The following is a 26,637-nucleotide window of genomic DNA, read 5'->3' as shown; positions in this document are numbered from 1 at the left end:
GTGCAACCCTAACAACCAAGGACCGGACAGATGGATCACCCTCTTCCCTGGACCGGCCCCTCGGTCAACAGGCTTTTCCCCCCTTCGCAGGGTATGAGCGGGGATCCGGATCTGTTTGGCGCTCTTGATCTGGGTACTAATAATTGCCGCCTGATGATTGCAGCGCAAACCGCCGGGGGCTTCCGGGTGGTGGACAGCTTCACCCGTACTGTACGGCTGGGGGAAGGCCTGCATCATACAGGTCGCCTGAGCGAGGACGCCATGGGGCGCACGGTTGAAGCGCTGCAAATTTGTGCAGACCGACTGGCGCGGCGGAATGTGGGCATGTTTCAGGCGGTCGCAACAGAGGCCTGCCGCCGGGCGGTAAATGGGCAGGATTTTATTGAGCGTGCTCAGGCTGCTGCCGGGTTTGATATTCATATTATCTCCGGCCGGGAAGAAGCTACTCTGGCGGTCGAAAGTTGCGCAAACCTTATTCATAATCCCCGTTTCGGCTTACCTCGGAACCGGGCTCTGCTTTTTGATATTGGCGGCGGGTCTACGGAAGTGGCGTGGATCCGTAGCGATACTGCGCAGCAAACGGAATCCCTGATCGGCTACCTTAGTCTGCCTGTGGGCGTGGTCACCCTGTCGGAGCAGTTTGGGCCGATGGAAGATCTAACGCCAGAGCGCTACCGTGCCATGGTGGACTACACCCGCTCATTCCTGAATGACTTTGAAGCAGTTCACCGTATCCGCTCAGAGATCCGCCGCAATCAGGTGCGGCTGATTGGTACGAGTGGCACGGTCACAACCCTTGCCAGTCTTATTCTTAACCTCCCGCGCTATGCCCGGGCTGCGGTTGACGGGTCACTGCTGCCTGCCAGCAGCGCGCGGCTGGCCATGCGCAAGCTGCAGGATATGGGGTTGAGCAATATTGAGAGCCATCCGTGTATTGGCCCTGACCGTGCTCCCTTTGTCCTGCCCGGCTGTGCTATTTTTGAAGCTATTCATGATATATGGCCAATGCAGGATATTATTGTTGCGGATCGTGGGTTACGAGATGGCATGATTCTTCGCATGCTGCGTAAAGTCTCTCCCATGTCACGCCGCTCTGCGCGGTCCCATCATGCCAAGCAGGCTCACTCCACACAGAATTTGATTCAGGCAACAGGTTTATGAGCGACAAGAAACCCCGTTCGTCCGGGCACTCTTCCACACTGCGTGTTCCAGGGCGCGCGCGTAAAAGCAGCGCAACCCCCGGTAGTAAGCTGGCAAAGGATGATTCCGATGCCCCGCAGCGGATGCGTACACAAACAGTGTCCCTCAGGACCGCGCGGGGGCGGACGACAGCCCAGCAGAAATGGCTGGCCCGCCAACTGAACGACCCATATGTGCAGGCCGCTCACAAGCAGGGGTGGCGCTCCCGCGCTGCGTTCAAGTTGATTGAGCTGGATGACAAGTTCCGCCTGATCCGCCCGGGCATGCGCGTGGTGGATCTGGGGGCCGCCCCCGGGGGGTGGACACAGGTGCTGGTCAAGCGTGGCGCGGCTCAGGTGGTGGGGGTTGACTTGCTGCCGGTTGACCCTGTGCCCGGTGCTGAAATCATAGAAGGGGATTTTACCGACCCCGACATGGCCTCCACTCTAACAACCATGCTGGGTGGCAAGGCGGATCTTGTTGTCTCGGACATGGCGCCTAATACGACCGGGCATGGGCCGACTGATCACATCCGCATTATTGGTCTGACAGAAGAAGCCCTGCATTTTGCGTTTGAAATTCTGGCCGAAGGTGGCGGTTTTGTCGCCAAGGTGTTTCAGGGTGGGTCTGAAAAAGCCATGCTGGATACCTTGAAACAGGCGTTCTCTCTTGTGCGCCACGCCAAGCCCCCGGCTAGCCGCAAGGATTCGGCGGAACTCTATGTTGTGGCAACAGGTTTCAGGCCGCACAGGCTCAAGGACTGAACATGCCGCATGGCATGCAGGCAGCATGTTCGATTGGGGTGCCTCTGAATCTACGGTATGAAGTGTGATCATGAGTGAGACTGTTCTTGATGTCAGGGGGTTGAGTTGCCCCCTGCCCGTCCTCAAAGCCAACCGTGTTCTTCGTGACTTGCCCGAAGGGGCGCGCCTGCGGGTTTTGGCGACTGACCGGGCCTCAGTATCCGATTTTCAGGTGTTCTGCAGGGAGACTGGGCATGCCCTTGTCTCCTTTGCAGATGAAAACGGAGTTTTCGCCTTTACGATCAAACGGCGTGCGCAAGGCTGATAATTTTCAGTCATAGCTGAAATTCCACCAGTCATTGACAAGCAAGGCTTGGCAGAAGGCCCCTACTCGCGCTATTGGCTGCCCTTCATGAAGGATAGGGACGCCCGCACGATGCCGGACAACATCACTTCGCTGTCTTTTGAAGAAGCGCTTTCCGAACTGGAAAAAATTGTGCGCGGCTTGGAAGGCGGCCAGATGAAGCTGGAAGATGCCATTAAGGCATATGAGCGCGGTGCGGCCCTGCGGCAGCATTGTGAGGCCAAGCTAAGTGAAGCTGAAGCCCGCGTGCAGGCGATCGTGCAACGGTCCGACGGGTCGTTGGACATGAAACCGATGGACTGAGATGTCGATGACTGAGCCGACACAAACCACAATCATTCGCGCAACTGATGCTGCGCTCCTCAAACAGGACATGGGCGCACGTGCGAGCGTGATAGAAAGCACGATCGACGCTCTGCTTCCGCCTACAAAGGGGGGCGATGCGCGGCTGATAGACGCCATGCGCTACGCCACTTTAGGTGGCGGCAAGCGCCTGCGCGGCTATCTGGCGGTTACAACCGCCAGCCTGTTCGGCGTGCCGGAGAGCCAGTCCGCCAGAGTGGCCGCTTCCGTTGAGATGCTGCATGCCTATTCCTTGGTGCATGATGACCTGCCCGCCATGGATGATGATGACATGCGCCGCGGTCAGCCCTCCACGCATCGCAAGTTTGACGAGGCAACGGCCATTCTGGCCGGGGATGCCCTGCAGACCAGAGCGTTCGAAATTCTTGCCGCAGCCCACACGCATGCAAGTGCGGATGTGCGCATCGACCTGATCCAGAGCTTTGCGGAGGCCTCCGGTGCCGCTGGCATGGTCGGCGGGCAGATGATCGATATGGAAGGTGAAGGGCGCGCCCTGCCGCTGGACGAAGTCCGCCACCTGCATGCGCTGAAAACTGGCTGCCTTATCCGTTACTCGGCTGAGGCCGGTGCCATTCTGGGACAGGCTTCGGCTGATCTGCGCAAGCGCCTTAGGGCATATGGCGCAAATATCGGCGCAGCATTCCAGATAGCGGATGATGTGCTGGACGCCACAGCCACAGCCGAAGAACTTGGTAAAACTGCGGGTAAGGATGAAGCCTCCGGCAAGTCCACGTTTGTGGCGCTCCTTGGGATTGATGGCGCAAGAAACGAGGCTGCACGCGTAACTGAAGCCGCGATTGCCGAACTCGCACCTTTTGGTGCGCAGGCTGACCGGCTGCGAGATCTTGCCTACTACGTGATCGAACGGAGAAACTGAGATCATGGCCGACCAGAACGCCGCGTCACCGATTCCCACTTTTGGCCGTTTTCCTGCGCTGGATCGTGTTCGGGTTCCTGCGGACCTGCGCAACCTGTCTGTTGAGCAGCTCAAGCAGCTTGCGGACGAACTGCGGGCCGAAACTGTGGACGCGGTCTCCACCACCGGGGGGCACCTTGGGGCCTCGCTTGGTGTTGTGGAGCTGACCGTAGCCCTGCACGCGGTGTTCGACACGCCCGATGACCGGGTGATCTGGGATGTGGGCCATCAGGCCTACCCGCACAAGATTCTGACCGGACGGCGCGAGCGCATCCGCACCCTGCGCCAGCCGGGTGGGCTGTCGGGCTTTACCCGCCGCTCCGAGAGCGAATACGACCCGTTTGGCGCGGCCCATTCCTCCACGTCCATTTCCGCAGGGCTTGGCATGGCGGTGGCACACCACCTGCGCGCCGAGGATGACCCCTCCTACCGTGAACGCAATGTGATTGCGGTGATCGGCGATGGCTCCATCTCTGCCGGCATGGCGTATGAGGCCATGAACAACGCCGCAGTGGCCGGGCCGGGCGCTGAACGCCTGATCGTGATCCTCAACGATAACGAGATGTCCATTGCTCCGCCGGTCGGGGCCATGTCCAACTACCTCTCGCGCCTCATGTCGTCGCGCAAGTTCATGGAACTGCGCGAACTGGCGGGCAAATTCGTCAAGAAGCTGCCCGCTCCGGTGGAACGTACCGCCCGCAAGGCGGACGAATACGCACGCGGCATGATTACCGGCGGCACACTGTTCGAGGAGCTGGGCTTTTACTACGTTGGCCCGGTAGACGGGCACGACCTGCCGCAGCTGGTCAATATCCTGCGCAACCTGCGCGATACGGATAAAGGCCCCATCCTGCTGCATGTGATTACGGAAAAAGGCCACGGCTACCGCCCGGCAGAAAACGCGGGCGACAAATACCACGCCGTAGCCAAGTTCAACGTCATTACCGGTGAGCAGAAGAAAGGCCCCGCAGGCCCGCCCAGCTACACCTCGGTTTTTGCACGTGAACTTGTCCGCCGTGCCCAGACCGACAAGCGCCTGACCGCGGTCACCGCCGCCATGCCGTCCGGCACCGGGCTGGATGCGTTTGCCAAGAACTATCCCGACCGCTTTTTTGACGTAGGCATTGCCGAACAGCACGCGGTTACCTTTGCCGCGGGCATGGCCACCGAGGGTCTGCGCCCGTTCTGCGCCATTTACTCCACCTTCCTCCAGCGTGCGTATGACCAGGTCATGCACGATGTGGTGCTCCAGAACCTGCCGGTCCGCTTTGCCATTGACCGCGCAGGTCTGGTCGGGGCCGATGGTGCAACACATGCCGGGTCGTTTGACATCGCCTATCTGGGCTGCCTGCCGGGCATGACCATCATGGCGCCTTCAGACGAGCTGGAACTGCTGCACATGACAGCCACAGCTGCTGAGTTTGATGAAGGCCCGATTGCCCTGCGTTACCCACGCGGCAACGGGCTTGGGCTGGACCTGCCTGCCGAAGGGCAGGTGCTGGAAATTGGCAAGGGCCGCATTATCCGCGAGATGGGGCGCCAGTCCGGTGCGCAGACGGGTGGCATTGCCATTCTCTCGCTCGGGCCAAGGCTTGGGGCCTGCCTGCAGGCAGCCGACATGCTGGCGGCACAGGGCCTGCCCCCGACCGTGGCCGATGCCCGCTTTGCCAAGCCGATTGATACGGCTTTAGTGGAAAACCTTGCCCGCAACCATGCGGTGCTGATCACCATTGAGGAAGGGTCCGAAGGTGGGTTTGGCACACAGGTCTGCCACCATCTGGCCCGCACCGGGCTGCTTGACCGGGTGCGCTTCCGCCCCATGACCCTGCCCGACCGCTTTATCGACCACAACACGCAGGACGCGCAGTATGACGAGGCCGGGCTCTCCGCACCCCACATCGTCGCTACCGCCCTTAACGCACTGGGTGTTAACCTCACGGAAGAACGGACGGCCTGAAGGCATGGCCCGGCGTCGTGCAGATCAGATTCTGGTCGATCGTGGGTTGGTCGAGAGCCGCACAAAAGCTCAGGCTCTGATTATGGCAGGGCTGGTTTTTAGCGGCTCCAAGCGCGTCGCCAAAGCGGGAGACCAGTTGGCGGAAGATGCCCCTCTGGAACTCAAGGGGCAGGAGCATCCATGGGTTTCACGCGGGGGATGCAAGCTGGCGCACGCTCTGGAGCATTTTGGTCTTTCCCCGGCCGGGCGCCAGTGTCTGGACGTTGGTGCTTCTACCGGTGGCTTTACGGATGTGCTGCTGACCCATGGCGCGGAGCATGTTTATGCAGTGGATGTCGGGCATGGACAACTGGCATGGAAGCTGCGGTCAGATCCGCGGGTGAGCGTGCTGGAAAAGTGCAATGCCCGTTACTTGGATACCACGCTTATTCCAGTCGCGCCGGAAGTCATTGTGTGTGATGCCAGCTTTATTGGCTTGCGCACTGTCCTGCCCGCAGCCCTTGGTCTGGCGGCGGATAATGCTTGGGCCGTAGCGTTGATTAAACCCCAGTTTGAAGCCGGGCGTGAGCAGATTGGCGCAAAAGGCGTTGTGCGCGATCCTCTGGTGCATGAAAGTGTGTGCGCCACCATTCAGGAATGGTGGTCTTCCTTGCCGGGGTGGGAGGTGCTGGGTATTGAGCTTAGTCCCATTACTGGGCCGGAAGGTAACAAGGAATTCCTGATAGCTGCACAGCGAAAGGCATAAACCGCAGCGGCTGTGTGTAAACCTTAAATTAAATTTTCAGGTTGCTTCCCGATTTTTGCATGGCAGATGGTCAATTTTTTTGCCACAATTCTCTGAGAGAAAGCAAAGATCAGTTCACCATTGTAAGGGAAGCAACACAGAATCATGCGCAAGATAGCGACACTGTTTGGCGCCGCCTTCCTTTTGGCTTCCAGCTCATATGTCTGGGCCGCTCCGGCTTATCATCCATCTGCGGCATCACACCCGGCGACGGAAACCGGGAGTGTTCTGCTGCGCGGTTATGAGCAGGATGGGTTGCTGCTGCAGGATGATATGCAGGCTGGTGTGCTGACGATCAAAGCGGACCCGGCAACCCTGCATGTGGAGGGTAATGCTGGCACGGCTGATCTGTATCGCCAGACGGTCAAGGATGTGCTTTCTGCCGCGGCTACGTACGCTTACCTCTATTTTGGGCAAAATCTGGAAGCAACCAAATTGTCGGTTGTCGCTGATATACAGGAAGAATCACCCGCGCCGGCCGCCATGAACGTTGGTGACGACAAGCCCGCACCGCCTGCGTTGACCATTGAGATTACCCGCCCCTCCTTCCCTATTTCGGCCGATACAAAGCCTGATGCGTATTCCGCGCAAACCATTGGTATGATCTTGGATAATGTGGATACGTCCAAAATGACAATGGCCACGTGGCTCCAGAATGCCCTTAAAGGCCAGAACCAGCCTGCCGCCCAGTAAGGGGTAAAAAGCGCCATATTCTGAGCAGATGACGGTTGGTGAAAGAGGCTGGTATCTGTCAGCCTCTTTTTTTGTTATGAACCCTTCTCTCCTCATTTTATGAAACAGTGCATACCCTCATGTCGTCTCCCGTTCCCTCTGCCTCAATTCCTGCTGATGCCGCCGCTGTTACCGCACTGAATGCCGAGGAGCGCACGCGCATTCTGGCTAAGGCTGCCCTGTTCAGCCCTCCTTCTGCGGTTACGGCAGATGGGCGGCGGGACATTGTTGGCCTGTCACGCGAGGAACTGACCGAAATTTTGGTCGAAATTGGTGAAAAACCCTTCCGGACCAAGCAGTTGTGGCACTGGATTTATCATCAGGGTGTTACTGATTTTTCGCTTATGAGCAGCATTGCCAAGCCGCTCCAGCAAAAACTGGCTGAAAAATTCATCATCGCACGTCCTGAGCCGACAACCGTGCAGACTTCGCAGGATGAGACCCGGAAGTTTCTCTTCCGCTTCCGTGATGGGCAGGAGGCAGAAACCGTTTATATTCCTGACCGGCGAGAAGACCGTGGTGCTGTGTGTATCTCGTCTCAGGTTGGGTGCACATTGTCATGCACCTTCTGCCATACCGGCACCCAAAAGCTGGTGCGCAACCTTGGTGCGGCCGAAATTGTGGGCCAGTTCATGGCTGCGCGGGATTCCTATGGTGAATGGCCAAGCCCCAAGGGGGACACCCCTCGCCTGCTCTCAACCATAGTGCTGATGGGTATGGGCGAGCCTCTGTATAACTACGAAAACATAGCCAAAGCCATGCGCATTATCATGGACGGCGAAGGGATTGGCCTTTCCCGCAGGCGTATTACACTTTCCACATCCGGTGTGGTGCCGCTTATGGACCGCTGCGGGGATGAACTGGGGATCAACCTTGCGGTCTCCCTGCATGCCGTGCGGAACGACCTGCGTGATGAAATTGTCCCTCTCAACCGCAAATACCCGATTGAAGAGGTTCTGGCCGCGTGCCGCCGTTACCCAGCAGCGAGCAATGCGCGCCGCATCACCTTTGAATATATCATGCTGCGCGGCGTAAACGATAGCGAAGCCGATGCGCGGGAACTGGTCCGGCTGATTTCTGATATCCCTGCCAAGGTGAACCTGATCCCATTCAACCCCTGGCCAGGCAGCGACTACCGCCCCTCCACGCGCGAACAGCAGAACAGGTTTGCACAAATTGTGATGGATGCAGGCTTTGCCTCCCCCATTCGCACGCCGCGTGGTCGCGATATTCTGGCTGCTTGTGGGCAGTTGAAAACGGCCAGTGAGAGAGCAAGAAACACGCCATCTGCATAAAAACATACTTTTTTCCGGCCAGAACGCGGCTTCATCAGGAAAGCGCTCTGGCTCCGGGGCTTTCTCGGTGATAGGAGAAAGGCAAACCTGTTATTCAGAGTGATCAGGAGATTGGTGCATGGGCGCGACTTCCGCCAAAAAAGACGTTAAAAAGGTTGTTCTGGCTTACTCGGGCGGGCTTGATACGTCCGTTATCCTGAGATGGCTGCAAAAGACCTATGGCTGCGAAGTCGTGACCTTTACAGCCGATCTTGGGCAGGGCGAGGAACTGGAACCCGCCCGCAAAAAAGCCGAGATGTTCGGGGTTAAGGAAATTTTTGTGGAAGACCTGCGCGAGACATTCGTGAAGGATTTTGTCTTCCCGATGTTCCGCGCCAACACCCTGTACGAAGGCCAGTACCTGCTGGGCACATCCATTGCCCGCCCCCTTATTGCGCAGCGCCAGATTGAAATTGCTGAAGCTGTTGGCGCAGATGCCGTTGCCCACGGGGCTACGGGCAAGGGTAATGATCAGGTCCGGTTTGAGCTGGCTTATTACGCCCTTAAACCCGACATTACGGTTATTGCACCTTGGCGTGAATGGGACCTGACCTCCCGTACCCGTCTTCTGTCCTTTGCTGAAGAAAACCAGATCCCCATCGCCAAGGACAAGCGCGGCGAAGCCCCGTTCTCGGTTGATGCCAATCTGCTGCATTCTTCCTCCGAAGGTAAAATGCTGGAAGATCCGGCTGTTGCACCCGAGGAAATTGTTTTCCAGCGGACCATTGCACCAGAAGCAGCACCTGACCGTGCGACAGAAATTACCATCGACTTTGTAAGCGGTGACCCGGTAGCCATTAATGGTGAGGCTCTTTCCCCCGCAACGTTGCTAGCCCGTTTGAATGAACTGGGCAAAGCCAATGGTATCGGTCGGCTTGATCTGGTGGAAAACCGCTTTGTGGGCATGAAGTCCCGCGGTGTGTACGAAACGCCCGGCGGCACAATTCTGCTCACAGCACATCGGAGCATTGAGTCCATCACTCTGGACCGTGAAGCCATGCATCTTAAAGATAGCCTGATGCCGCGCTATGCTTCCATTCTGTATAACGGCCTATGGTTCTCCCCTGAACGTCGTATGCTCCAGGCTCTGATTGATGCCTCCCAGCATTCCGTAACCGGGCGGGTCCGGCTGAAGCTGTATAAGGGCAATGTGATTTGTGTGGGTCGTGAAAGCCCCAACAGCCTGTATGATACCCGCGTTGTGACATTTGAGGACGATGAAGGCGCCTATAATCAGGAAGACGCTCAGGGCTTTATCAAGCTGAACGCGTTGCGCCTGAGACTGGGAGCACAGATCGGCCGTAAAGGTGGCGCGCTCTAAGCGCCACTTTTTCTGAATTTTGTAAGGGAGCACATCAGTACCATGTCCCGTCGATTTTCTCTTGTTCCAAGCATACTTGCGGCCAGCCTGGCCTTTTCGCTCACCGCCTGCGGTGGCCATAAGGCGGAAGAAGCAGAACTGACGCCAGCGCAGCAGATGGCAAAGCTGCGCTCGCAACCGGGCGTTACGGTGCTAAAAGATGGCTTGGCTTATAAAGTGCTGGAATCCGGCCCCAAGGATGGTGAACAGCCCCGTAAAGGGGATGTGATGATGCTGATTTACGAAGGCCGTCTGCCTGATGGCTCCATCTTTGACGGCTCTGACCAGCATGGCAACGGTGCCTATATGCAGATGCCGCTGGACGGTCTGGTGCAGGGCTGGATGGAAGCTCTACCGCTGATGCATGTGGGGGATACCTGGATGCTGTATGTGCCGCCGGAGTTGGGCTATGGGCACCGGTCCATGGGGGTTATTCCCTCGGATAGCCCTCTGGTCTTCCGCATTCAGTTGCTTGGGGTCGAGCATACGCACAATACGCCGTAATATTTGGTATGCATTGTGCCGTGCCTAGGGCGTTTTCTTTCTCTTGTGGTGTATTCTACTGAGAGGGAAGGCTTTTGGGGCAAGGTGGAGCGGGTTTTTACAGCAGGAAAGCCCCTCCCCTCCCGGCTATGATTGCCCATGGGGTGTTAGTTGCAAAACTGGTGCAATACTATGGGTTTTGATCAGGCGGCTATATCACTTTACACAAAGCAAAAACGCATAAGCCATTTTGTGGACTAATCTACTTTTGTCGCCTTGTTCCTGTATTTTGTAAAAAATGCAGCGTACCGAATGGCTTTTCTTTTCCCTTTACAGACAGTAGCGATAACTCCGTATGCAACGTATTTTTTCTGGCATTCAGCCCTCGGGTGTTCCTCAGCTTGGCAACTATCTGGGAGCAATTCGGAACTGGGTTAACCTGCAGGCTGATCATGAATGTGTATTCTGCCTTGTGGATATGCATGCCATTACGGTTTGGCAGGAGCCCGCCAAACTACGCGAACATACGCTTACGCAGGCAGCCATTCTGCTGGCATCCGGTATTGATGCCCAGCGCCATATTCTGTTCAATCAGTCCGCTGTTTCGGCGCATGCGCGTCTGGCGTGGATTTTTAACTGTGTCGCTCGGCTTGGCTGGCTGAACCGTATGACGCAGTTCAAGGATAAAGCAGGTAAAGACAGGGAAAACCATTCTGCCGGTCTTTATGTTTACCCTAACCTGATGGCTGCCGACATTCTGGCTTACAAGGCAACCCGGGTACCCGTAGGTGAGGACCAGAAGCAGCATCTGGAACTGACCAATGATATTGCCCAGAAGTTTAACCATGATTATGGCGTCGAATTTTTCCCACAGGTAGAAGCGCTTATCCCGCCAGAGGCTGCGCGTGTCATGAGCCTGCGCGATGGGACCAAAAAGATGTCCAAGTCGGACCCTTCAGCCCAGAGCCGGATTGAGCTGACCGATGATGCAGACACCATTGCGTTAAAAATCAGGCGTGCCAAAACGGATACTGGCGTACTGCCAGAAGACCCTTCTGGTCTGGCAGACCGTCCGGAAGCCAGAAACCTGGTTTCCATTTATGCCGCTTTGTCTGGTAAGACCGTGCAGCAGGTTCTGGATTTGCATCAGGGGCAAGGGTTTGGTCCGTTCAAAGCGGCTTTAACAGAGGTGGTTGTCAACGAGATTGCCCCGATTGCGCTAAAAACCAGCCAGCTTTTGCAAGACGAAACGCATCTGGTGCAAATGCTGCATAACGGTGCACAGCGTGCACAAGCTATTGCTGAACCAATTGTTGCTGAAGCAGAAAAACTGGTCGGGTTTGTAAAGCCGCTCTGACTATTCTCCTCTGCAATAGGCCTGTGGAGCCATATTGCAGAGAGCTGTCTTGTGCATGTCTGTGATCACGTGGTGATCTGGCGCATTAGGGTTTGTGTCGGTTTTAATTAAAACTGGGTTGGATGATCATGCCAGAGCATTCTTTTTCTGAACCATCCGCTTTGTCAGATGCTCAAGTTATGGATGCTGTGGCGCTTCAACGTGCCAATCGTATGCACGAAGCGGTTGCCGCGTATAAAGTGGCGCTAGAACAAGACCCGGACAATGCTTACGCCCTGAGCAATTATGGTGGGCTGTTGTGTGCGTTGGGGGAGTTCCAAACAGCCAAGCCCCTTCTTGCCCGTGCCGTGCGTATTAAACCGGATATGCCTGATGCGTGGTCAAACTTTGGGAATGTCCTGTTTGAATTGCAAGATTATAGCGGTGCCATTGAAGCTTATAAACAGTGTCTGACACTGCAACCCCAGCATGCACTCGCGCTCAGTAACCTGGGGGTGGCGCTGGATTGCCAGGGGCGGCATGAACTTGCCTTGAACTTTCATAACGCGGCTATTCAGATAGAGCCAGAAAACGGACAAAACCGGACCAATCACGCGCTCTCCCTTCTGGCGCACGGAGATTATCAGGAAGGTTTTAAGGCGTATGAATGGCGGTGGAACAGCAACATCATCGGCAAGCATAACCTGCAAGGCCCGGTGTGGAATGGAGAGGCTTTTGTTGGCAAGACTCTGCTCATCCACACGGAAGGTGGGTTTGGAGATATGCTGCATTTTGTACGCTTTGTTCCGTATGCAGCCCAACGGGGCGGTAGCATTATTGTCAAAGTCCGCAGGGAGTTATTGACCCTTCTGCAGCGCTCATTCCCCGAGCAGCTGTTTATTACCGTCGATGATGTAGCCCCTCCCCACGATCTGGAATGTTCGGTTGGGAGTTTGCCATATCTGCTGGGCACAACGCTGGATACAATTCCGCTGGCCAGCGGTTACCTTACTCCTGACCCAACTAGAGTTGCTGACTGGAAGGCTCGTCTGGATAAAGACCTGTTCTTTATGTCCGCGTCACCCACACTAAAAATTGGTCTGGTATGGGCAGGCTCGCCCCACCGGGAGGTTCGTTACGTGGAGTTTGTGGATCAGCGTAGGTCCATAAACCTGCAAAGCATGGCTCCCTTGGCACAGGTGCCCAATATTCTATTTTACAGTTTGCAGGTTGGGGAAAAAAGCATTCAGGCCAAAGCCCCGCCTGCGGGCATGAAATTGGTTAACCATGCCAATCTTCTGCATAATTTTGATGATACAGCAGCGCTGATTGCTAATCTGGATATGATAATCTCTGTTGATACATCCGTTGTGCATCTGGCAGCAGGATTGGGTAAGCCAGTATGGATGCTCTCACGTTTTGACCAGTGCTGGCGTTGGCTTTCCGGCCGAACAGATTCGCCGTGGTACAGTAATCTGCGTATCTACCAGCAGCCACAACCATTTGACTGGACTACCCCCATTAATAAAATGGTTTCCGATTTAATGAAATTGGAAGAAAAAACTCACAATTTAAAGTAGTTGTTTTTTATTTCTTTATTTGAATTGTAAAAAATACACCGCAGCCTCTCTTATTTGGATGGAGGGAGACACGGCTGCGTTATCTTTTGCTCCTATGTTTTTTGGCGATGTCAAAAAAAATCAATTCGACTTTCAAAAATTCATTCGCACGTTAATCAATAAAAACATAGGCATTTACTTATAGTATAATTCATTATAATTGTCATATCGAATGATTATTGAAAATAATATTATTTATTTGCATATGTATTTATAAAAAATATCTTGAAACGATAGTGTGCTGCCGTTATAAATTACTGCAACAGAACGCAACTGTGCTTTTGTCCCCGTGATGCGCGATCTCGTTTTCGTGCCCGTATCTTCATAGCCCGTTGAATTATATTCCGGGCCAGCATCACGCATGCCTGCTTCCCTTGCTTCTTAGGGTGTAGCTCAACCATAGCAGGCTGCAAAAATTATATAAGGAGAGAGCGTCTTGCCAGAGACAAGCCCTCAGTCATCCATGCAATCGCGTGGTCTTGCCGCCTTTTTGGGCATACCTAAACCACTCTTTTTTGGTTTTGTCGGTCTGCTTCTGTTTATGGTCGGCGATGGCGTGGAAGCCGGATACCTTGACACGTACATGCTCCACCATGGGCACAGTCAGGGTGATGTGAACCTTATGTTCACAACGTATGGTGTTACCGTCATGCTCTCTGCATGGTTGGCGGGGCCATTATCCGATCTGTTTGGGCCACGGCGTACCATGTGGGCAGGCCTGCTGCTCTGGGCATTGCTGGAAGTGGGTTTTCTGTCTTTGGGGCTGGGGCCGGATAACCTGTCCATGACCCTGCTGTTCTATACGCTGCGTGGGTTTGCCTATCCGCTGTTTGCGTATGGGTTTCTGGTCTGGATTGCGGCTGCTACTCCTGCGCGGATGCTGGGTTCTGCTGCGGGCTGGTTCTGGTTTTCCTTTTCTGCGGGCCTGCCAACTCTTGGGTCACAGTTTGCGCGCTATACCATTCCTTACATAGGGGAACTGGCGACTTTCTGGTGCTCTTTGGGCCTGGTGATTATTGGTGGTCTGATAGCCCTGCTGCTGGTTAATGAGCCCATTGGCTCCAAACCGTTGGTTGCTGCCAATGCCGATAAAAAGCAGGTTTTCTTCGGATCTGTCAGCATCATGTGGCGTGAGCCCAAAACGCTGGTTTCCGGCATTATCCGAACCATTAACACATCATCCGAATATGCCTTTCTGGCTATTATGCCCGCCTTTTTTGTGGATCAGCTTCACTTCTCCCAGTCGCAGTGGCTGGACCTGCTTTCGCTGATCTTCCTTGGCAACATTCTGTTCAACCTTGCCGCCGGGATGTTGGCAGATAAGCTTGGCCACCGGTTTGTTATTGCCATTGGTGGGTGTGTTGGTTGCTGCGTGACCATTCCCCTCTTTTATTATGTGCCGTTGTGGTACCCCGGTAACTTCACACTGGCGGCAATTGCGGGCTTTGTTTATGGGGGCACCGTTGCTGCATTTGTGCCTATGTCCGGCCTGATGCCCCTGATCTGCCCAAAGGAAAAGGCTGCGGCCCTGTCCATTCTGGGGTTGGGCGCTGGTGCTAGCACCTGGGTTGGGCCTGCGGTTGTCAGCGTTTGTGAATCCTGGTTCGGGATGGGGCTGGAAGGCGTGATCTGGAGCTTTTCTGGTCTTTATCTCTTGGCGGGGGTGCTGACCCTGTGCCTGCGTATTTCGCCCGAAGCGCACCGGCATACTGAAATGCTGGAAAAAAAGAAAAAACAATCCAGATCGGCCGATTTCCACGGTGCCCAGCAAACAGCCTGATTACAGGTTAAAAAGCATCGAACACAAAAAGAAAGGGAGGCTCTACACCTCCCTTTCCCACTTCCGCCAAGAAGTTTTGTCTTTCAACAAGGCCGAAGTTGCTCCCCAGCACGATCACACCGCAATGATATGCATCAAGCTTTGGTGATTTAGGTAGCCAAGCCGTTTGACCGTGCTGTTACGAGCAGATTTTAAGCCCCAGCAAGGCCATTCCCGACCATTTTGCTCGGGTCCACAGTCTGATTAAAAACTGTTTCACTTACGCCTGAAGCCAGGGCTGCTTCTTTAAGTGTCTCATTCCGCGCCATGGCCCGGTGAGCAATGGCAGATGCTTTGTCGTACCCGATAACGGGGCTGAGTGCTGTCACCAGCATCACCGAGACTTCCACGTAATGTTTGATGTTGCGTTCGTTCAGGGTTGTTCCTTCTACGGAAAAGACCCTGAAATTTTTGCAGCCATCAGCTAGAATGCGGATCGCATGCAACACATTTGCGGCAATGACCGGCCGCATGACATTTAACTCAAAATTGCCTTGAGCACCCGCAAACGCAACCGTTGCGTCATTCCCCAACACCTGCGTTGCAATCATGATCAGGGCTTCACATTGTGTGGGATTAACCTTGCCGGGCATGATGGAAGACCCGGGTTCATTTTCCGGTAGGTTAAGCTCTGCCAGCCCGCACCGCGGACCGGAACCGAGCCACCGCATATCATTGGCAATTTTCATTAACGCTACGGCAAGGCCACGCAGCCCGGCCGATGCGCGCACCATGGCGTCCAGCCCGCCCAGAGCGGAAAATTTATTGGGGGCTGTTACAAAGGGCTTGTCGGTCAAAACCGCAATATGTTCGGCAATTGCCTTGCCAAAGCCCTTGGGGGCGTTCAGGCCCGTACCAACAGCCGTGCCACCGGCCGCCAGTTCAGCCAGATCCGCTCGGGCTGCACGGAGCGTATTCAGCGTGGTTTCAAGTTGCTGTGCCCAGCCAGACCATTCCTGCCCTACCGTTAGGGGCACGGCATCCTGCAAGTGGGTTCTACCCATTTTGACTACGGCGTTCCACATATCGGCTTTGGCCCGGATACTGGCAATAAGCGCCTCTACCTGCGGGACAAGGGTATTTTCTATTTCAAGCAATGTGACAACATGCATGACTGTGGGGAATGAATCATTGCTCGACTGCCCCATATTCACATCATCATTGGGGTGCACGGGCGTTTTGGAGCCAATCTGCCCACCTAGGAGCTGAATGGCCCTGTTGGCAATAACTTCATTCACATTCATATTTGTCTGAGTGCCCGAGCCTGTCTGCCAGACAAAAAGCGGGAACTCGGCATCTAGCAGGCCAGAGCTTACCTCATCCGCTGCCTGAATAATTGCGGCGGCCTTCCAGTTGGGGAGCCGGTTATCTGCCAGATTGACCTGTGCAGCAGCTTTTTTGACAATGCCATAAGCACGGCAAAGCTCTATGGGCATCCGGTCCTGCCCAATGGAAAAATGCACCAGACTGCGCTGTGTCTGCGCCCCCCAGTAATGGTTGGCAGGCACATCAATTGTGCCCATGGAATCAGTTTCCTGTCGCGTGCCGGTCGCGTCTATGCCAATGCTTATGTCTCGCAGCGTGTAAGTTTCTGTCATCTTCTGCCGCTCCCACTGTAACGTTCCAGACAAACAGCCCCTTTGGGGTGATATGTTTTCATTGTTTTTTTGAAGCGTGATGCCAGCCATATGCCACGCGGCACCGCGGGGACATACCGAAAGTCCACCCCCTATATGTGGTGGAGAGAGTGCATTGCTCTGGCTTCGATTGGCATGAAGGGGCGTTTGATACATGCCCCCCCAACGGCCTGCAAATCAGGCGGTTCCACGGTATAACGCGAATGTGGGAACCCTTGGAAAAAGGTTATCTATGCATTTTGGGGGCTGACGCGAACAGAGGGAACACTCCGTAAAAAAGGTTCTCTCTGTCCGCCAGTAGTCTGCTGTGTATGCGTTAAACCGCACACACAGGCTTTGCTTATGCGGGCGTTAGGTGGGCAATGTTGCCAGAGCCGCCAGAACACCCTGAATGCGTATAATTTTACGCAGCTCAATGACCTTCTGATCCAAGGCAGAACTCTCCAAATCCCTCCATGCATCGAATGCAGGCAGCTTTAAGCCTGCGGCATAATCATCAGAATGCACAAGGGCTTCCTGTTCTGCCATGTAGGCTGGTTCAGACGTTGTATAAGTCTGCCCCTGCGCATTGATGCCTCGCAGCATTTCCAGATACGCGGCCATGCCAAAAGCAATGCGGGAGCAGTCTTTGTGGCCAAGGAGCAGATCGCGGACTGTCTGTGTCCAGAAAACCTGAATTTTTGCACAGCCATCACTGGCAATACGCAAGGTCTGATCGGCCATGGCGGGGTTGGAAAAACGGCTTAGGACACTTTGCATATAATGCTGCAAGCTTACACCGGGCGGCGCTTTGAGCGTTGGAATAACATCCCGGGTTAAAAAGTTTTCCACATTCTGCTTGAGTGCGGGGTCTTTTACCGCCTGATCCACGTGCGCATAACCCAACAGAATTGCTGGGAAACTGAGCATGATATGAGAGGCATTGAGCATGCGGATTTTAACGTGCTCATAATCCGTAACATCGGTTACAAACTGCACGCCGGCTTTGGCCAGGTCTGGCCGTCCATTGGCAAAGTTATCTTCCAGCACCCATTGGTGGAAGTCCTCCGCCACCACAGGTAGATCATCTTCCAGCCCGCTGGCAGTATTTAGGGCTTTGGCAATATCTGCTGTAACGGTTGGGGTAATGCGGTCCACCATGGCATTGGGGAACGTGGCATTCCGCGCAATCCAGTCGGCCAGTTCCGGGTCACGCGCCTGAGCAAAACCAAGAAAAGCCTTTCGGGCAACATCGCCATTATGCCGCAGATTGTCGCAGGACATGATGGTAAACGCTTTTGTTCCCGCAGCGCGCCGGCGGCGCAGACCTTCCACAACATACCCAAAAACGGTTTGTGGATTTTCGGGGTTTTGCAGGTCGCTTTGCACGTCCGGATTGCTCAGGTCGAACATGCCGGTGGTTTCGTTAATATTATAACCACCTTCAGTTATGGTCATGGACACGATGCGGATATCGGGATTGCTTAAATGCTCCAGCACTTTTTGTGGATTTTGAGGGGCAAGCAGGTAATCCCGCAATGCGGCAATGATCCGCACGGTACGATCCCCCGTTGGAGCGCATTCGGTCAGGGAATACAGGCAATCCTGCGCATGGAACAACGCGGCTTTTTTGCTGGAATGGTCGCCTTTTGTCAGGCCAACGCCGATAATGCCCCAGTCTGGTTCTGTCTTGAGGATTTTATCAATATAAAATGCTTCATGCGCCCTGAAAAAATTACCAACACCAAAATGAACAATACCTGCCTTAATATCCAGCGGGTTATAGTCTGGTAAATGCACAGGAGACTTCACATTGCCAAGACATTCAAGAGTGAGCATGCGTTCCTCCAAAATATTTACAATCAGAACGGCAACTGTAATTGGTCTGATCTCAAATTTCAACACGGATATTAATTTATTATAATATTCTCATTACTCATTGCGTAATTTTTAATATTTATTTTCATTATGCTCCCCTCCCCTTGTTCTGGCGCATGTTATCTTCCATGATGCCAAAATCATTTTACCCTCTATCCAATAGGCATAACATGAACAAACGCGAACTTGGCCGTACTGGCATTATGGTGAGTGAACTCTGCCTTGGTACAATGACCTTCGGCCAGCAGAACACGCAGGCTGAAGGGCATGCCCAGCTTGATCTGGCACTGGAGCGGGGTATCAATTTTATCGACACAGCCGAACTTTACGCCATTCCACCGCGGGCCGAGACATATGGCGCAACGGAAACCATTATCGGCAACTGGCTTAAAGCCCGGGGCGGACGCGATAAACTGGTTATTGCCAGCAAGGTTGTGGGGCGTTCATCATCCCCGTGGTATCGGCCGGGTGGTGAGCAGGCGCGCCTGACCCCCCGCCAGATCCGTTATGCTCTGGAAGGTTCCCTGCGTCGCTTGGGCACAGATTATATTGACCTGTACCAGCTCCATTGGCCCGACCGTACCATTGGCCTGTTTGGAGAAGGCGGGACCACGTTCAAGGACCTCCCGCCAGATGATTCCGTGCCGGTGGAGGAAACACTGGGCGTGCTGGGCGACCTTGTGGCTGAAGGGAAAATCCGCCATGTCGGCCTTTCCAACGAGACAGCATGGGGTGTTGCCAGTTTTCTGGCTGCTTCCAAAACCGGTCTGCCGCGTGTTGCATCCATTCAGAACGCGTACAACCTGATCAATCGTACTTTCGAAATCGGGCTGGCAGAAATGGCTCTGCGTGAGCGTGTGGGGCTTCTGGCCTATTCCCCCCTCGCCCAAGGTTACCTGACGGGCAAATATCTGGATGGTGCCAGGCCGCCCGGTGCGCGTACGACCCTTTTTAATCGCGCTCAGCGTTACGAAAAACCCGGTGTGGACGAGGCAATCCGTGCCTACATGGACCTCGCCCAGCAGGAAGGGCTGAACCCGGCGCAACTGGCTATTGCTTTTGTAACAAGCCGGCCATTTGTTACGTCCAATATTATTGGCGCAACCAGCATAGAGCAGCTTGAAACCATTCTTGGTTCTCTGGATCTGGTAATTACTCCTGAATTGGAAGCAAAAATAAACGCAATCCATCAGGTTCACTCCAACCCGGCTCCCTGATTGCTCTGTAATTTATGATGACTGTGTGCCGCACGAGATTAAAAAGCAGAATAGCGCGCTTGGCGCTGAGTGCCAGCTTTGCGTCTTTGGCGGCATTCGGTATGTCGGCACGGCCAGTTCTGGCCGCGCCAGAGTTGAGCAAAGCGGCGCAGCAAATCCGTAATGAAGCGCATATAACCGGCGCAGCCCGTTTTACTGCGCCGGACTTCAAGCCCGGTTTAGTGCGGCATATGGTTATGTTCCGCTTTAACCCACATACAACACAGGCCGAGCGCAATGAGGTTACAAAACGCTTCATTGCACTGCGGCACCTTTCCCACCGTTCAGATGGCTTAGCGCCAGTTTTCTCGATTGAAACCGGGCCACAGGTCAGTGGAGAAAATGCGGATCTTGGCTTGGAACAGGCTTACCTGGTGACCTTCCGGTCCGAGGGAGACCGTAATTTTTACGTAGGGCGGCCGATTGTAACCGATCCACGTTATTTTGATCCTGCGCATGACGCCTTTAAAGCGTTTGCCGCACCGTATCTGGAAAAAGTCGTTGTTTTTGACTTTCCCGTAGAGGCAAGCGGGCTGCACTGAACACTACACAGAGCTACTGAATGTGCAGCCCCTTCATTTTGCGGTAAAGGGTCGCCCGACTAATACCCAGACTACGGGCTGTGGCGGCCACATTGCCGTGGCTAGCCGCCAGTGCGGACCTGACAACGCTTTCTTCCGCTTTTTGCAGGCTTATTTCGGAACCTGATTCCAGCTCTGTCAGCAGGTTGGGGTGGTCTTTGATCATGTCATCCGTCCATCCCATCAGCCGGCGGGCGGCATGTGTTGCTCCGGTCACATCTCCATCGCCATTCAGGGCGACGAGCAGAGAGGAGCATCCTTCGGCTGGACCAAGGGTCAGGATTTTCTGGCCTGCATAATGTTCACGAAAAAGGTGTTCTTCTATGCGGCGGCCTGACTGCAGCAGAGTATCCATGACCAGCGCGGCGTAGGGTTTGGTGCTGTTTCCACTGGGGGCCGCCAGATTTAGGGCTCCCGCTACATGCCCCTGAGCATCAAAAACCGGAACCGCATAGCTCGCCAGAAGTGAAAAGCAGAACCGCCAGTGTTCCCCCTGCCCCAGAAATATAGGACATTTCTCCTTTACACATGTGCCAACACCATTCGTGCCTGCGGCGGATTCATGCCAGATGGCTCCTTTGCGCAAATGGAGCCTGCGGCAGACTGACAAATGGGTTTCGTCTACGCAGCGGGCCAGAATGGTTGCATCCGGGTCTGCCAGCAGCACCATAAGACCCATGCCCTGAACCAGCTCAAAAAGCCGCCGCATCTCCCCCATGGCAGATTTTAGCAAGAGGGATGAACGTCCACTGACCTGCCTGAATTCTGCCCCGGATAACACATCGGCTATCCACCCCTGTGAGGGGTCCAGATTATAGGCAGAGGCACATCGCTCCCATGACTGCTGGATACAGGTATCGCTTGTCGCTGGAGTTCTCTCGTGCACCGGGTGTGGCAGAATATCGTCTTCCGCTATTCTTGCCCTGCTCTGGTTGCCATTCATGCAGTCTTCCACCAGTTAACCCGTACTATCCTTTGCGTGTGCGACAAAGATGTGAGGCCTGAACCCGGTCGGCATGATACTGCACATTATAACAAGATTTAAAGAAAATTTTACCTCAACGTGAAAGAGTGGGATGTTGCTTATGCATTTCTTTTACCAAAGGTAGACAAACTTCACATAATACGCGTTGGTTTCGGGCGTATTGCGCGCCTCGAGGGAGTGCGAATAACGGCCAGTCACCGAAAAATGCTTGGAAATGTTATACATCAACCCCAGCCCCAATGTTGTTTCCCTGCTATTGGAATCATCAAGGTAGCGTTTGGCCGAATTGTCGTATGTGCCGGTTACATTCTGCCAGTCAAACGCAACAAACGGTTCCAGTTTTTGAGTTGCTTTCCAGCTGAAGCGTAAATTGGAGTAAAACACCACGCCGGGTGAATAACTATGGGCACCCTTTACATGTTTTGTTGAGCCTACAACGGTGCCGGCATCCCCATCGAAGCTGAAGTGTTCCCATTCATAGTCAAATATAAAGCTGGAAATATTGGACCAGTAATGAGGGGATGTTGCATCACGGGTCCCTTCTGGCGTCTGCATAAAGGTCTGTATGCCAAAGGTGCTGTGCGCATTGGGTTTGAACCACGCAGCCGGCCCTACAATGGTTGGCCCCAGCCCCCCATAATCCGTGCCATTCGCCAGAGAATAACTCTCGGACTGGATCAGCTCAAAAGCAAAGCCTACGTGGGGAATGGCTTCAAAACTGCGGAAATGCACATATTTGGTCATGCCCGCCCATGTATGGCTGCCACCACGGGCTTGCCGCTGGCCCAGGCTGTTATATGTGCTGCCCGCAGCGTTTCCATCCCCATACTGCACCAGCACGTTAAAGGGTTTGAAATCGACCGGCAGATCATATTCGTGCGGGCCAATAATGCCGAGTGTCACATCCGCAGCGTAAGCGGGAGACGCATAAACCAGAACCACACCGGGTATGACGAGGCGAAGCAAAGAGCGCAGCCGCTCCGGCTTTTCTGTCAGACGCATCAGAAGGATTTCCGTATTCAAAAAAGAAACGGGGCTCCAGAAAAATCAGGAGCCCCGCATGGAAGGCGCGTTACTGGGCTTTGGAGCCCTGTGCGCCATCGATCGTGTAGGCGATGATATAATCACCGCTACGGGTACCAAGGCCCCCATGGCCGCCTGCAGCAATCACAACATACTGCTTGCCGCCTGCCTCATAAGACATGGGGGTTGCCTGACCACCTGCTGGCAGACGGTCCTGCCAGATGACCTGACCTGTGGAGAGGTCAAAACCACGCAGGTAATCGTCTGCTGTGGCGCCCATGAACACCACGCCGCCTTTGGTCACAATGTTCCCGCCAATGTTATACATGCCTGTAGGCAGTGGCAGGTTGTTGTGGGTGCGGAAAGGCCCTGTATCCCGCGTGGTGCCAACCGGATGCTGCCAGACGATCTTCTTGGTGACAAGGTCAATCGCGGTCAGCGTGCCCCAGACCGGCCCTTTGCAGGGGATCTGCAGCGGATTCAGCCAGGGGTTGGTGTAGGCAATGTACGGCGTGCCATAGTCAGGCGAAACAGATAGTGCATCGCCTTTGGCAGCGGGTTCCTCGCCTTTACCGTCCCATTTCGGCAGGGTGCCGGGGCCTTCCAGCGTCTGGCGTTTTTCCAGACGGATACGGAACGGCAGGTAGCTTGCATTGGCCAGCAGAAGCTTGCGCTGCGGGTCAATGGTAATACCCTGCCAGTCCACAACGCCATAGAACGCGGGATAGACAATGGTGGTCTGGCCCAGATGCGGCGGCGTAAACTGCCCATCATAAGCAGACTGACGGTACTGAATGCGGCAGATCATCTGGTCCAGCAGGGTTGCGCCCCACATGTCAGATTCTTTCAGATCCGGCGGCGTAAGGGAGGGCATGGCCGTGGGGTATGGCTGGGTGGGCGATACGCGGTCATCTGCCACATGCCCGGCCGTGGGTACGGGTTTTTCCGCAACCGGATAACCGGGAACAGGCTGGCCCGTACGGCGGTCAAGCACAAAGAATTCCCCACGCTTGGTGCTCTGGACCAGAGCGGGAATGCTTTCCCCATTCGGGCCGGGCAGGTCCACCATGGATGGGCCGGAAGGAATATCCATATCCCACAGGTCATGGTGCACGGTCTGGTAAATCCAGCGACGTTCACCGGTTTCAATATCCAGAGCAACCGTGGCGCTGGAAGAGGCATCGTCAAACGGACGGCGCGAGCCCCCCCAGTTGTCTGGCGGAGAGTTGCCGGTAGGAATGTAAACCAGCCCCAGATCAAGGTCAGCCGTGTAAACGCCCCAGGCATTCGGGGTGTCACGCGTCAGCACATCATTCGGGCCGGGTTTCCATGTTTCGGGGTTGTGGCCAACGTCCCATGCCCATTCAATGGCACCTGTAGTGGCGTTGAATGCGCGAATGGCACCGGAAGGTTCAAAATTGGCCTGGTTATCAAAAATCCAGCCACCGGTAATCAGGCGGTTTTTGGCCACCATGGGGGGCGATGTCACAAAGTGGAAACCATGCGGCACGTGGCCAAGGTAATCCCGCAGGGAGATAAAGCCATGGTCGCCGAAATCATCACACGGCTGGCCGGTTTCGGCATTCACAGCAACCATACGCACGTCTGCCACGGGGGAGTAGATGCGGTTGCGGCAGCTGGTCTGAATTTCGTCCGGGACATGGTAGTAGGAAACACCACGGCAGGCCAGATACACGTTTTTATCCAGATCAGCCGTTGCAGGCTTGGGGTCAAACTTCCATTTGACCTTCCCGGTCAGGGCATCCACAGCCATCACCCAGCTATGGGGGGTGCACATGTAAAGTGTGTCACCCACCTTGATCGGGGTCAGTTCCAGATTGAACTCATGCCCCTGATCCGGCCCGGCAACGGTGCCCTCACCATCCTGCTGCACGTCGCCCGTACGGGTCATCCATGCACGTTTGAGATGGCTGATATTGGCGGGAGTGATCTGCCCGATGGGAGAGTAGCGGTCCCCCCCAACAGTGCGGCCATAAGCTGACCAGTCTGCATCTGCCACACCATTGGCAGCAAGATCAGTCTGCCCCTGCGCGGCCATGCGATCAGCCGGTACCGTACCGTTAATGGAGTAAGAAGCAAAGCAGCTAGCCACAACCACAAGAGTGGAAACGGCAACTGCCCCCAGCACTTCACGCTTGTCGGTCAGCCAGTCTGCCCCTGTACGCCAGACCCATGGCAGCAGGAGCCATGCCCCGAGGCCAATGAGCGTAAACAGCCGAACTTCCAGCCCCCAGATATTGAAGCCGACTTCAATAAGGGACCAGACCGTTGCTACCAGCAGCAGGGCTGCGTACAGGCGGCTGGCAAGCTTTGGGTTTTTAAAACCACTAAAAGCTGCCGCCAGCATAACGCCGCCCGCCAGAATATAGAACCAGGATCCGCCCAGAAAGAGCAGTTCCGCCCCACCCAAAAACAGGAAAAGCCCGATCAGAGCCAGTAAGGCTGAGGTTATAATTGAAAATAACCCCTTATTACTCTCTCGCATGTTGTGTGTCTCTCTGAATGTGTTCAGTCGGCCCGAAACATGGAGGGCAGGCCGCTACACCGCCCCTGTCCATAGCCAATTTCGTTTGATGAACAGGAAGCACCCAGAAATTGCCACAGTTGATATGGCCGTGCTCACAGATGTTTGTAGCAAAAAACCTAACCTGTTTCAGATATGAGACAGGTTAGGCGAACCAGAGGTATTTTGAGGCGAAAGAACCGGTCCAATGCCGGCGGAATGTGGGCCTTAAGCGCCTGTCCGATAAAACGGAAAATAGATGCATGGTGCCAGATACAAAAACCGAATGAAAATATGGTGCGCCGGGCAGGACTTGAACCCGCGACCAAGCCGTTATGAGCGGCCCGCTCTAACCAACTGAGCTACCAGCGCACGATATTGTAGGCGTTACCCCGGATTACCATGGGCATGCCTTCTGCCTTAGCCATACAGATCATCTTGTAAGCTGAAAAGACATGCTGGCATATTTTTCAGGCTATATCCGGTCTCCGCGTTGTTATTAACATGTGGAACCCAAGCCGGCCCGCCAGATGGCGAGCCAGCTATGCGCGACAAAACGGGTATTCAAGACCGCTACAGTGTTATTTATTGGGCCTTAGTGGATATCATGCCACAAACTGATAAAGGCTCATCCCGCTGACGCAGCGTTGTGGGATATGAGCATTGAATGCATATTTCACATATCGTCATCCCATGCCGCAGGGGATTATTTTCTGGCACAAGGAGTGAGTAAAGATATTCATAATGTGAAAGGTTAAAATCAATAGGAATATAGATTGTGTGTTAATGAAAAAATATAATAATTTTATTTTCAAAATTAATAATAAACGCAAAGAATTTTATGATATGAAATACAACTTTAGAAATAAAACGTTTATAAAAACGGCATTATTTTGTTTTATTTTTTCGGAAACATCCTGTTCTCCCTATTGGAATCCCGATCCTATGCGTCCGGAGCATTTATCTGCAGTTCTGGAAGCAGGTACATTATGTCAGTCCATCCAACACTCCCGGCATGAATCAGAGTTTATACGCCAGCAGATGCAAATATTTGTTACGAATAGTCCTGCGTTTAATAAGCGAACACACCACCACCCTATTGTAAATCAGCCCCACAAAGAACCAGACGGAGTGGACGAAAAAGATGCGCGCTGTCCAGTTCATACAAAAGTTAAGGGGAAAAAATTTCTTATTATTTATAATCTGGAAAAAATAAAACACGTTAATACAGATGGAAAAGTTCAGAATATTTATTATGAATATTTGGCTATAGCTTCGAATTATTTTTATAAGCTCAAGTACCCGCAATTGCCAGCGCATCACCACAAAAAAACGACACCAACAATTAGTAAACCTCAACCCCAAACCCCTTTGGACTTATGGATGTCAGAGCAGATATATTATCCTATGGAAGCAGCCAGAAGTGGCATTGAAGGCTATACAACAATGAAAATTTGGATTGGTCCTCAGGGAAAAATTCAATCCGTACGTTTTTCCAAATCATCCGGTAGCATTCTTCTCGACAATGCAGCGATGGGTATGTTTGTGGGAAAAACTGTACCAAATCTATCTCATAGTAAAAAGACGAAGAAAATTACGGAAACAATAAAGTATATATTGGTACACAATTAATATTATTAGAATTATTATGGTCCAACTTGTTTTGTAGAGAGAGGCGTGTTGTTGGCAGAGGGAATGCTTTGCTCATCCCCTCCCCCATCTGCAAAGAATGGAAAGAAAATAAAATGCTCGAAGTCGATCGAACCAAGTGGCGCGGACTGCTAT

The 26,637-nt window shown here is 54.0% G+C and carries 23 protein-coding genes and 1 tRNA gene; 17 read left to right on the top strand and 7 right to left on the bottom strand.

Going from position 1 to position 26,637, the window contains the following annotated elements; genetic code table 11:
• Positions 1–30 precede the first annotated feature (30 nt).
• From LKE65_RS10010 to LKE65_RS09950, 13 genes are all read left to right on the top strand, one after another.
• Positions 31–1,161, top strand: a complete 1,131-nt coding sequence (locus tag LKE65_RS10010) for a Ppx/GppA phosphatase family protein (RefSeq protein ID WP_278741233.1) — start codon at positions 31–33, stop codon at positions 1,159–1,161.
• Positions 1,158–1,943 (top strand): RlmE family RNA methyltransferase, encoded by a 786-nt coding sequence (locus LKE65_RS10005; RefSeq protein WP_086646038.1) that lies wholly within the window; start codon positions 1,158–1,160, stop codon positions 1,941–1,943. Before LKE65_RS10010 ends, LKE65_RS10005 begins: the two co-directional genes overlap by 4 nt.
• 70 nt (positions 1,944–2,013) lie before the next feature.
• Positions 2,014–2,247: a sulfurtransferase TusA family protein gene (locus tag LKE65_RS10000; RefSeq protein ID WP_095350597.1), complete on the top strand. Its 234-nt coding sequence runs from the start codon at positions 2,014–2,016 to the stop codon at positions 2,245–2,247.
• Positions 2,248–2,334: 87 nt separating this feature from the next.
• Positions 2,335–2,589 carry an exodeoxyribonuclease VII small subunit gene (locus LKE65_RS09995; protein WP_172793731.1) on the top strand — a complete coding sequence of 85 codons (255 nt, stop codon included), beginning with the start codon at positions 2,335–2,337 and terminating at the stop codon, positions 2,587–2,589.
• Between the two features lies 1 nt (position 2,590).
• Positions 2,591–3,526 (top strand): polyprenyl synthetase family protein, encoded by a 936-nt coding sequence (locus LKE65_RS09990; protein WP_278741232.1) that lies wholly within the window; start codon positions 2,591–2,593, stop codon positions 3,524–3,526.
• Positions 3,527–3,530: 4 nt separating this feature from the next.
• Positions 3,531–5,522, top strand: a complete 1,992-nt coding sequence (gene dxs, locus LKE65_RS09985) for a 1-deoxy-D-xylulose-5-phosphate synthase (protein ID WP_278741231.1) — start codon at positions 3,531–3,533, stop codon at positions 5,520–5,522.
• 4 nt (positions 5,523–5,526) lie between these two features.
• Positions 5,527–6,267, top strand: coding sequence for a TlyA family RNA methyltransferase (locus LKE65_RS09980; protein WP_095350293.1), 741 nt, complete (start codon positions 5,527–5,529; stop codon positions 6,265–6,267).
• Positions 6,268–6,411: 144 nt separating this feature from the next.
• A complete protein-coding gene (locus tag LKE65_RS09975; RefSeq protein WP_278741230.1) occupies positions 6,412–6,999 on the top strand; it encodes a hypothetical protein in 588 nt (195 codons plus the stop codon).
• Positions 7,000–7,118: 119 nt separating this feature from the next.
• Positions 7,119–8,333 (top strand): 23S rRNA (adenine(2503)-C(2))-methyltransferase RlmN, encoded by a 1,215-nt coding sequence (gene rlmN, locus LKE65_RS09970; RefSeq protein ID WP_086646754.1) that lies wholly within the window; start codon positions 7,119–7,121, stop codon positions 8,331–8,333.
• A gap of 118 nt (positions 8,334–8,451) precedes the next feature.
• Complete coding sequence (locus tag LKE65_RS09965) at positions 8,452–9,693, top strand: argininosuccinate synthase (protein ID WP_086646755.1); 1,242 nt, start codon at positions 8,452–8,454, stop codon at positions 9,691–9,693.
• A gap of 42 nt (positions 9,694–9,735) precedes the next feature.
• Complete coding sequence (locus tag LKE65_RS09960; protein WP_086646756.1) at positions 9,736–10,236, top strand: FKBP-type peptidyl-prolyl cis-trans isomerase; 501 nt, start codon at positions 9,736–9,738, stop codon at positions 10,234–10,236.
• Between the two features lie 334 nt (positions 10,237–10,570).
• On the top strand, positions 10,571–11,572 hold the full coding sequence (gene trpS / locus LKE65_RS09955; RefSeq protein ID WP_086646757.1) for a tryptophan--tRNA ligase: 1,002 nt from the start codon (positions 10,571–10,573) through the stop codon (positions 11,570–11,572).
• Positions 11,573–11,700: 128 nt separating this feature from the next.
• A complete protein-coding gene (locus tag LKE65_RS09950) occupies positions 11,701–13,131 on the top strand; it encodes a tetratricopeptide repeat-containing glycosyltransferase family protein (RefSeq protein ID WP_278741229.1) in 1,431 nt (476 codons plus the stop codon).
• A 234-nt stretch (positions 13,132–13,365) separates the two neighbouring features.
• On the opposite strand, the gene LKE65_RS09945 is transcribed toward LKE65_RS09950, so the two are convergent.
• Positions 13,366–13,533 (bottom strand): hypothetical protein, encoded by a 168-nt coding sequence (locus tag LKE65_RS09945; RefSeq protein WP_278741228.1) that lies wholly within the window; start codon positions 13,531–13,533, stop codon positions 13,366–13,368.
• Between the two features lie 100 nt (positions 13,534–13,633).
• Between LKE65_RS09945 and LKE65_RS09940 the strand changes: the two genes are divergently transcribed.
• Positions 13,634–14,950 (top strand): MFS transporter, encoded by a 1,317-nt coding sequence (locus LKE65_RS09940; protein ID WP_253531176.1) that lies wholly within the window; start codon positions 13,634–13,636, stop codon positions 14,948–14,950.
• Between the two features lie 191 nt (positions 14,951–15,141).
• On the opposite strand, the gene fumC is transcribed toward LKE65_RS09940, so the two are convergent.
• Both fumC and LKE65_RS09930 read right to left on the bottom strand, forming a co-directional pair.
• Positions 15,142–16,587 (bottom strand): class II fumarate hydratase, encoded by a 1,446-nt coding sequence (fumC, locus tag LKE65_RS09935; RefSeq protein WP_278741227.1) that lies wholly within the window; start codon positions 16,585–16,587, stop codon positions 15,142–15,144.
• Between the two features lie 390 nt (positions 16,588–16,977).
• Complete coding sequence (locus tag LKE65_RS09930) at positions 16,978–18,444, bottom strand: mannitol dehydrogenase family protein (RefSeq protein WP_278741226.1); 1,467 nt, start codon at positions 18,442–18,444, stop codon at positions 16,978–16,980.
• A gap of 209 nt (positions 18,445–18,653) precedes the next feature.
• Here LKE65_RS09930 and LKE65_RS09925 point away from each other — a divergent pair, with 209 nt between their 5' ends.
• Together LKE65_RS09925 and LKE65_RS09920 are read left to right on the top strand one after the other, a co-directional pair.
• Entirely contained in the window at positions 18,654–19,700 is a 1,047-nt protein-coding gene (locus LKE65_RS09925) for an aldo/keto reductase (RefSeq protein ID WP_278741225.1), read from the top strand.
• Between the two features lie 101 nt (positions 19,701–19,801).
• Positions 19,802–20,281, top strand: a complete 480-nt coding sequence (locus LKE65_RS09920) for a Dabb family protein (protein WP_278741224.1) — start codon at positions 19,802–19,804, stop codon at positions 20,279–20,281.
• Positions 20,282–20,294: 13 nt separating this feature from the next.
• Here LKE65_RS09920 and LKE65_RS09915 read toward each other — a convergent pair whose 3' ends face one another.
• The 4 genes from LKE65_RS09915 to LKE65_RS09900 form a co-directional block, all read right to left on the bottom strand.
• A complete protein-coding gene (locus LKE65_RS09915; RefSeq protein WP_095350285.1) occupies positions 20,295–21,263 on the bottom strand; it encodes a helix-turn-helix domain-containing protein in 969 nt (322 codons plus the stop codon).
• Positions 21,264–21,416: 153 nt separating this feature from the next.
• Positions 21,417–22,307, bottom strand: a complete 891-nt coding sequence (locus tag LKE65_RS09910) for a transporter (RefSeq protein WP_095350284.1) — start codon at positions 22,305–22,307, stop codon at positions 21,417–21,419.
• A gap of 70 nt (positions 22,308–22,377) precedes the next feature.
• Complete coding sequence (locus tag LKE65_RS09905; RefSeq protein WP_278741223.1) at positions 22,378–24,834, bottom strand: membrane-bound PQQ-dependent dehydrogenase, glucose/quinate/shikimate family; 2,457 nt, start codon at positions 24,832–24,834, stop codon at positions 22,378–22,380.
• A 313-nt stretch (positions 24,835–25,147) separates the two neighbouring features.
• A tRNA-Ile gene (locus LKE65_RS09900) sits at positions 25,148–25,224 on the bottom strand.
• A gap of 414 nt (positions 25,225–25,638) precedes the next feature.
• On the opposite strand from LKE65_RS09900, the gene LKE65_RS09895 reads away from it, so the two are divergent.
• Positions 25,639–26,484 carry an energy transducer TonB gene (locus LKE65_RS09895; protein ID WP_278741840.1) on the top strand — a complete coding sequence of 282 codons (846 nt, stop codon included), beginning with the start codon at positions 25,639–25,641 and terminating at the stop codon, positions 26,482–26,484.
• Positions 26,485–26,637: the final 153 nt, after the last annotated feature.

Origin of the sequence: Acetobacter fabarum (assembly GCF_022483405.1) — a bacterium.
GTDB lineage: Bacteria > Pseudomonadota > Alphaproteobacteria > Acetobacterales > Acetobacteraceae > Acetobacter > Acetobacter fabarum.
Note: the sequence above shows the minus strand (reverse complement) of the source record. Positions and strands in the feature narration are given on the sequence as shown.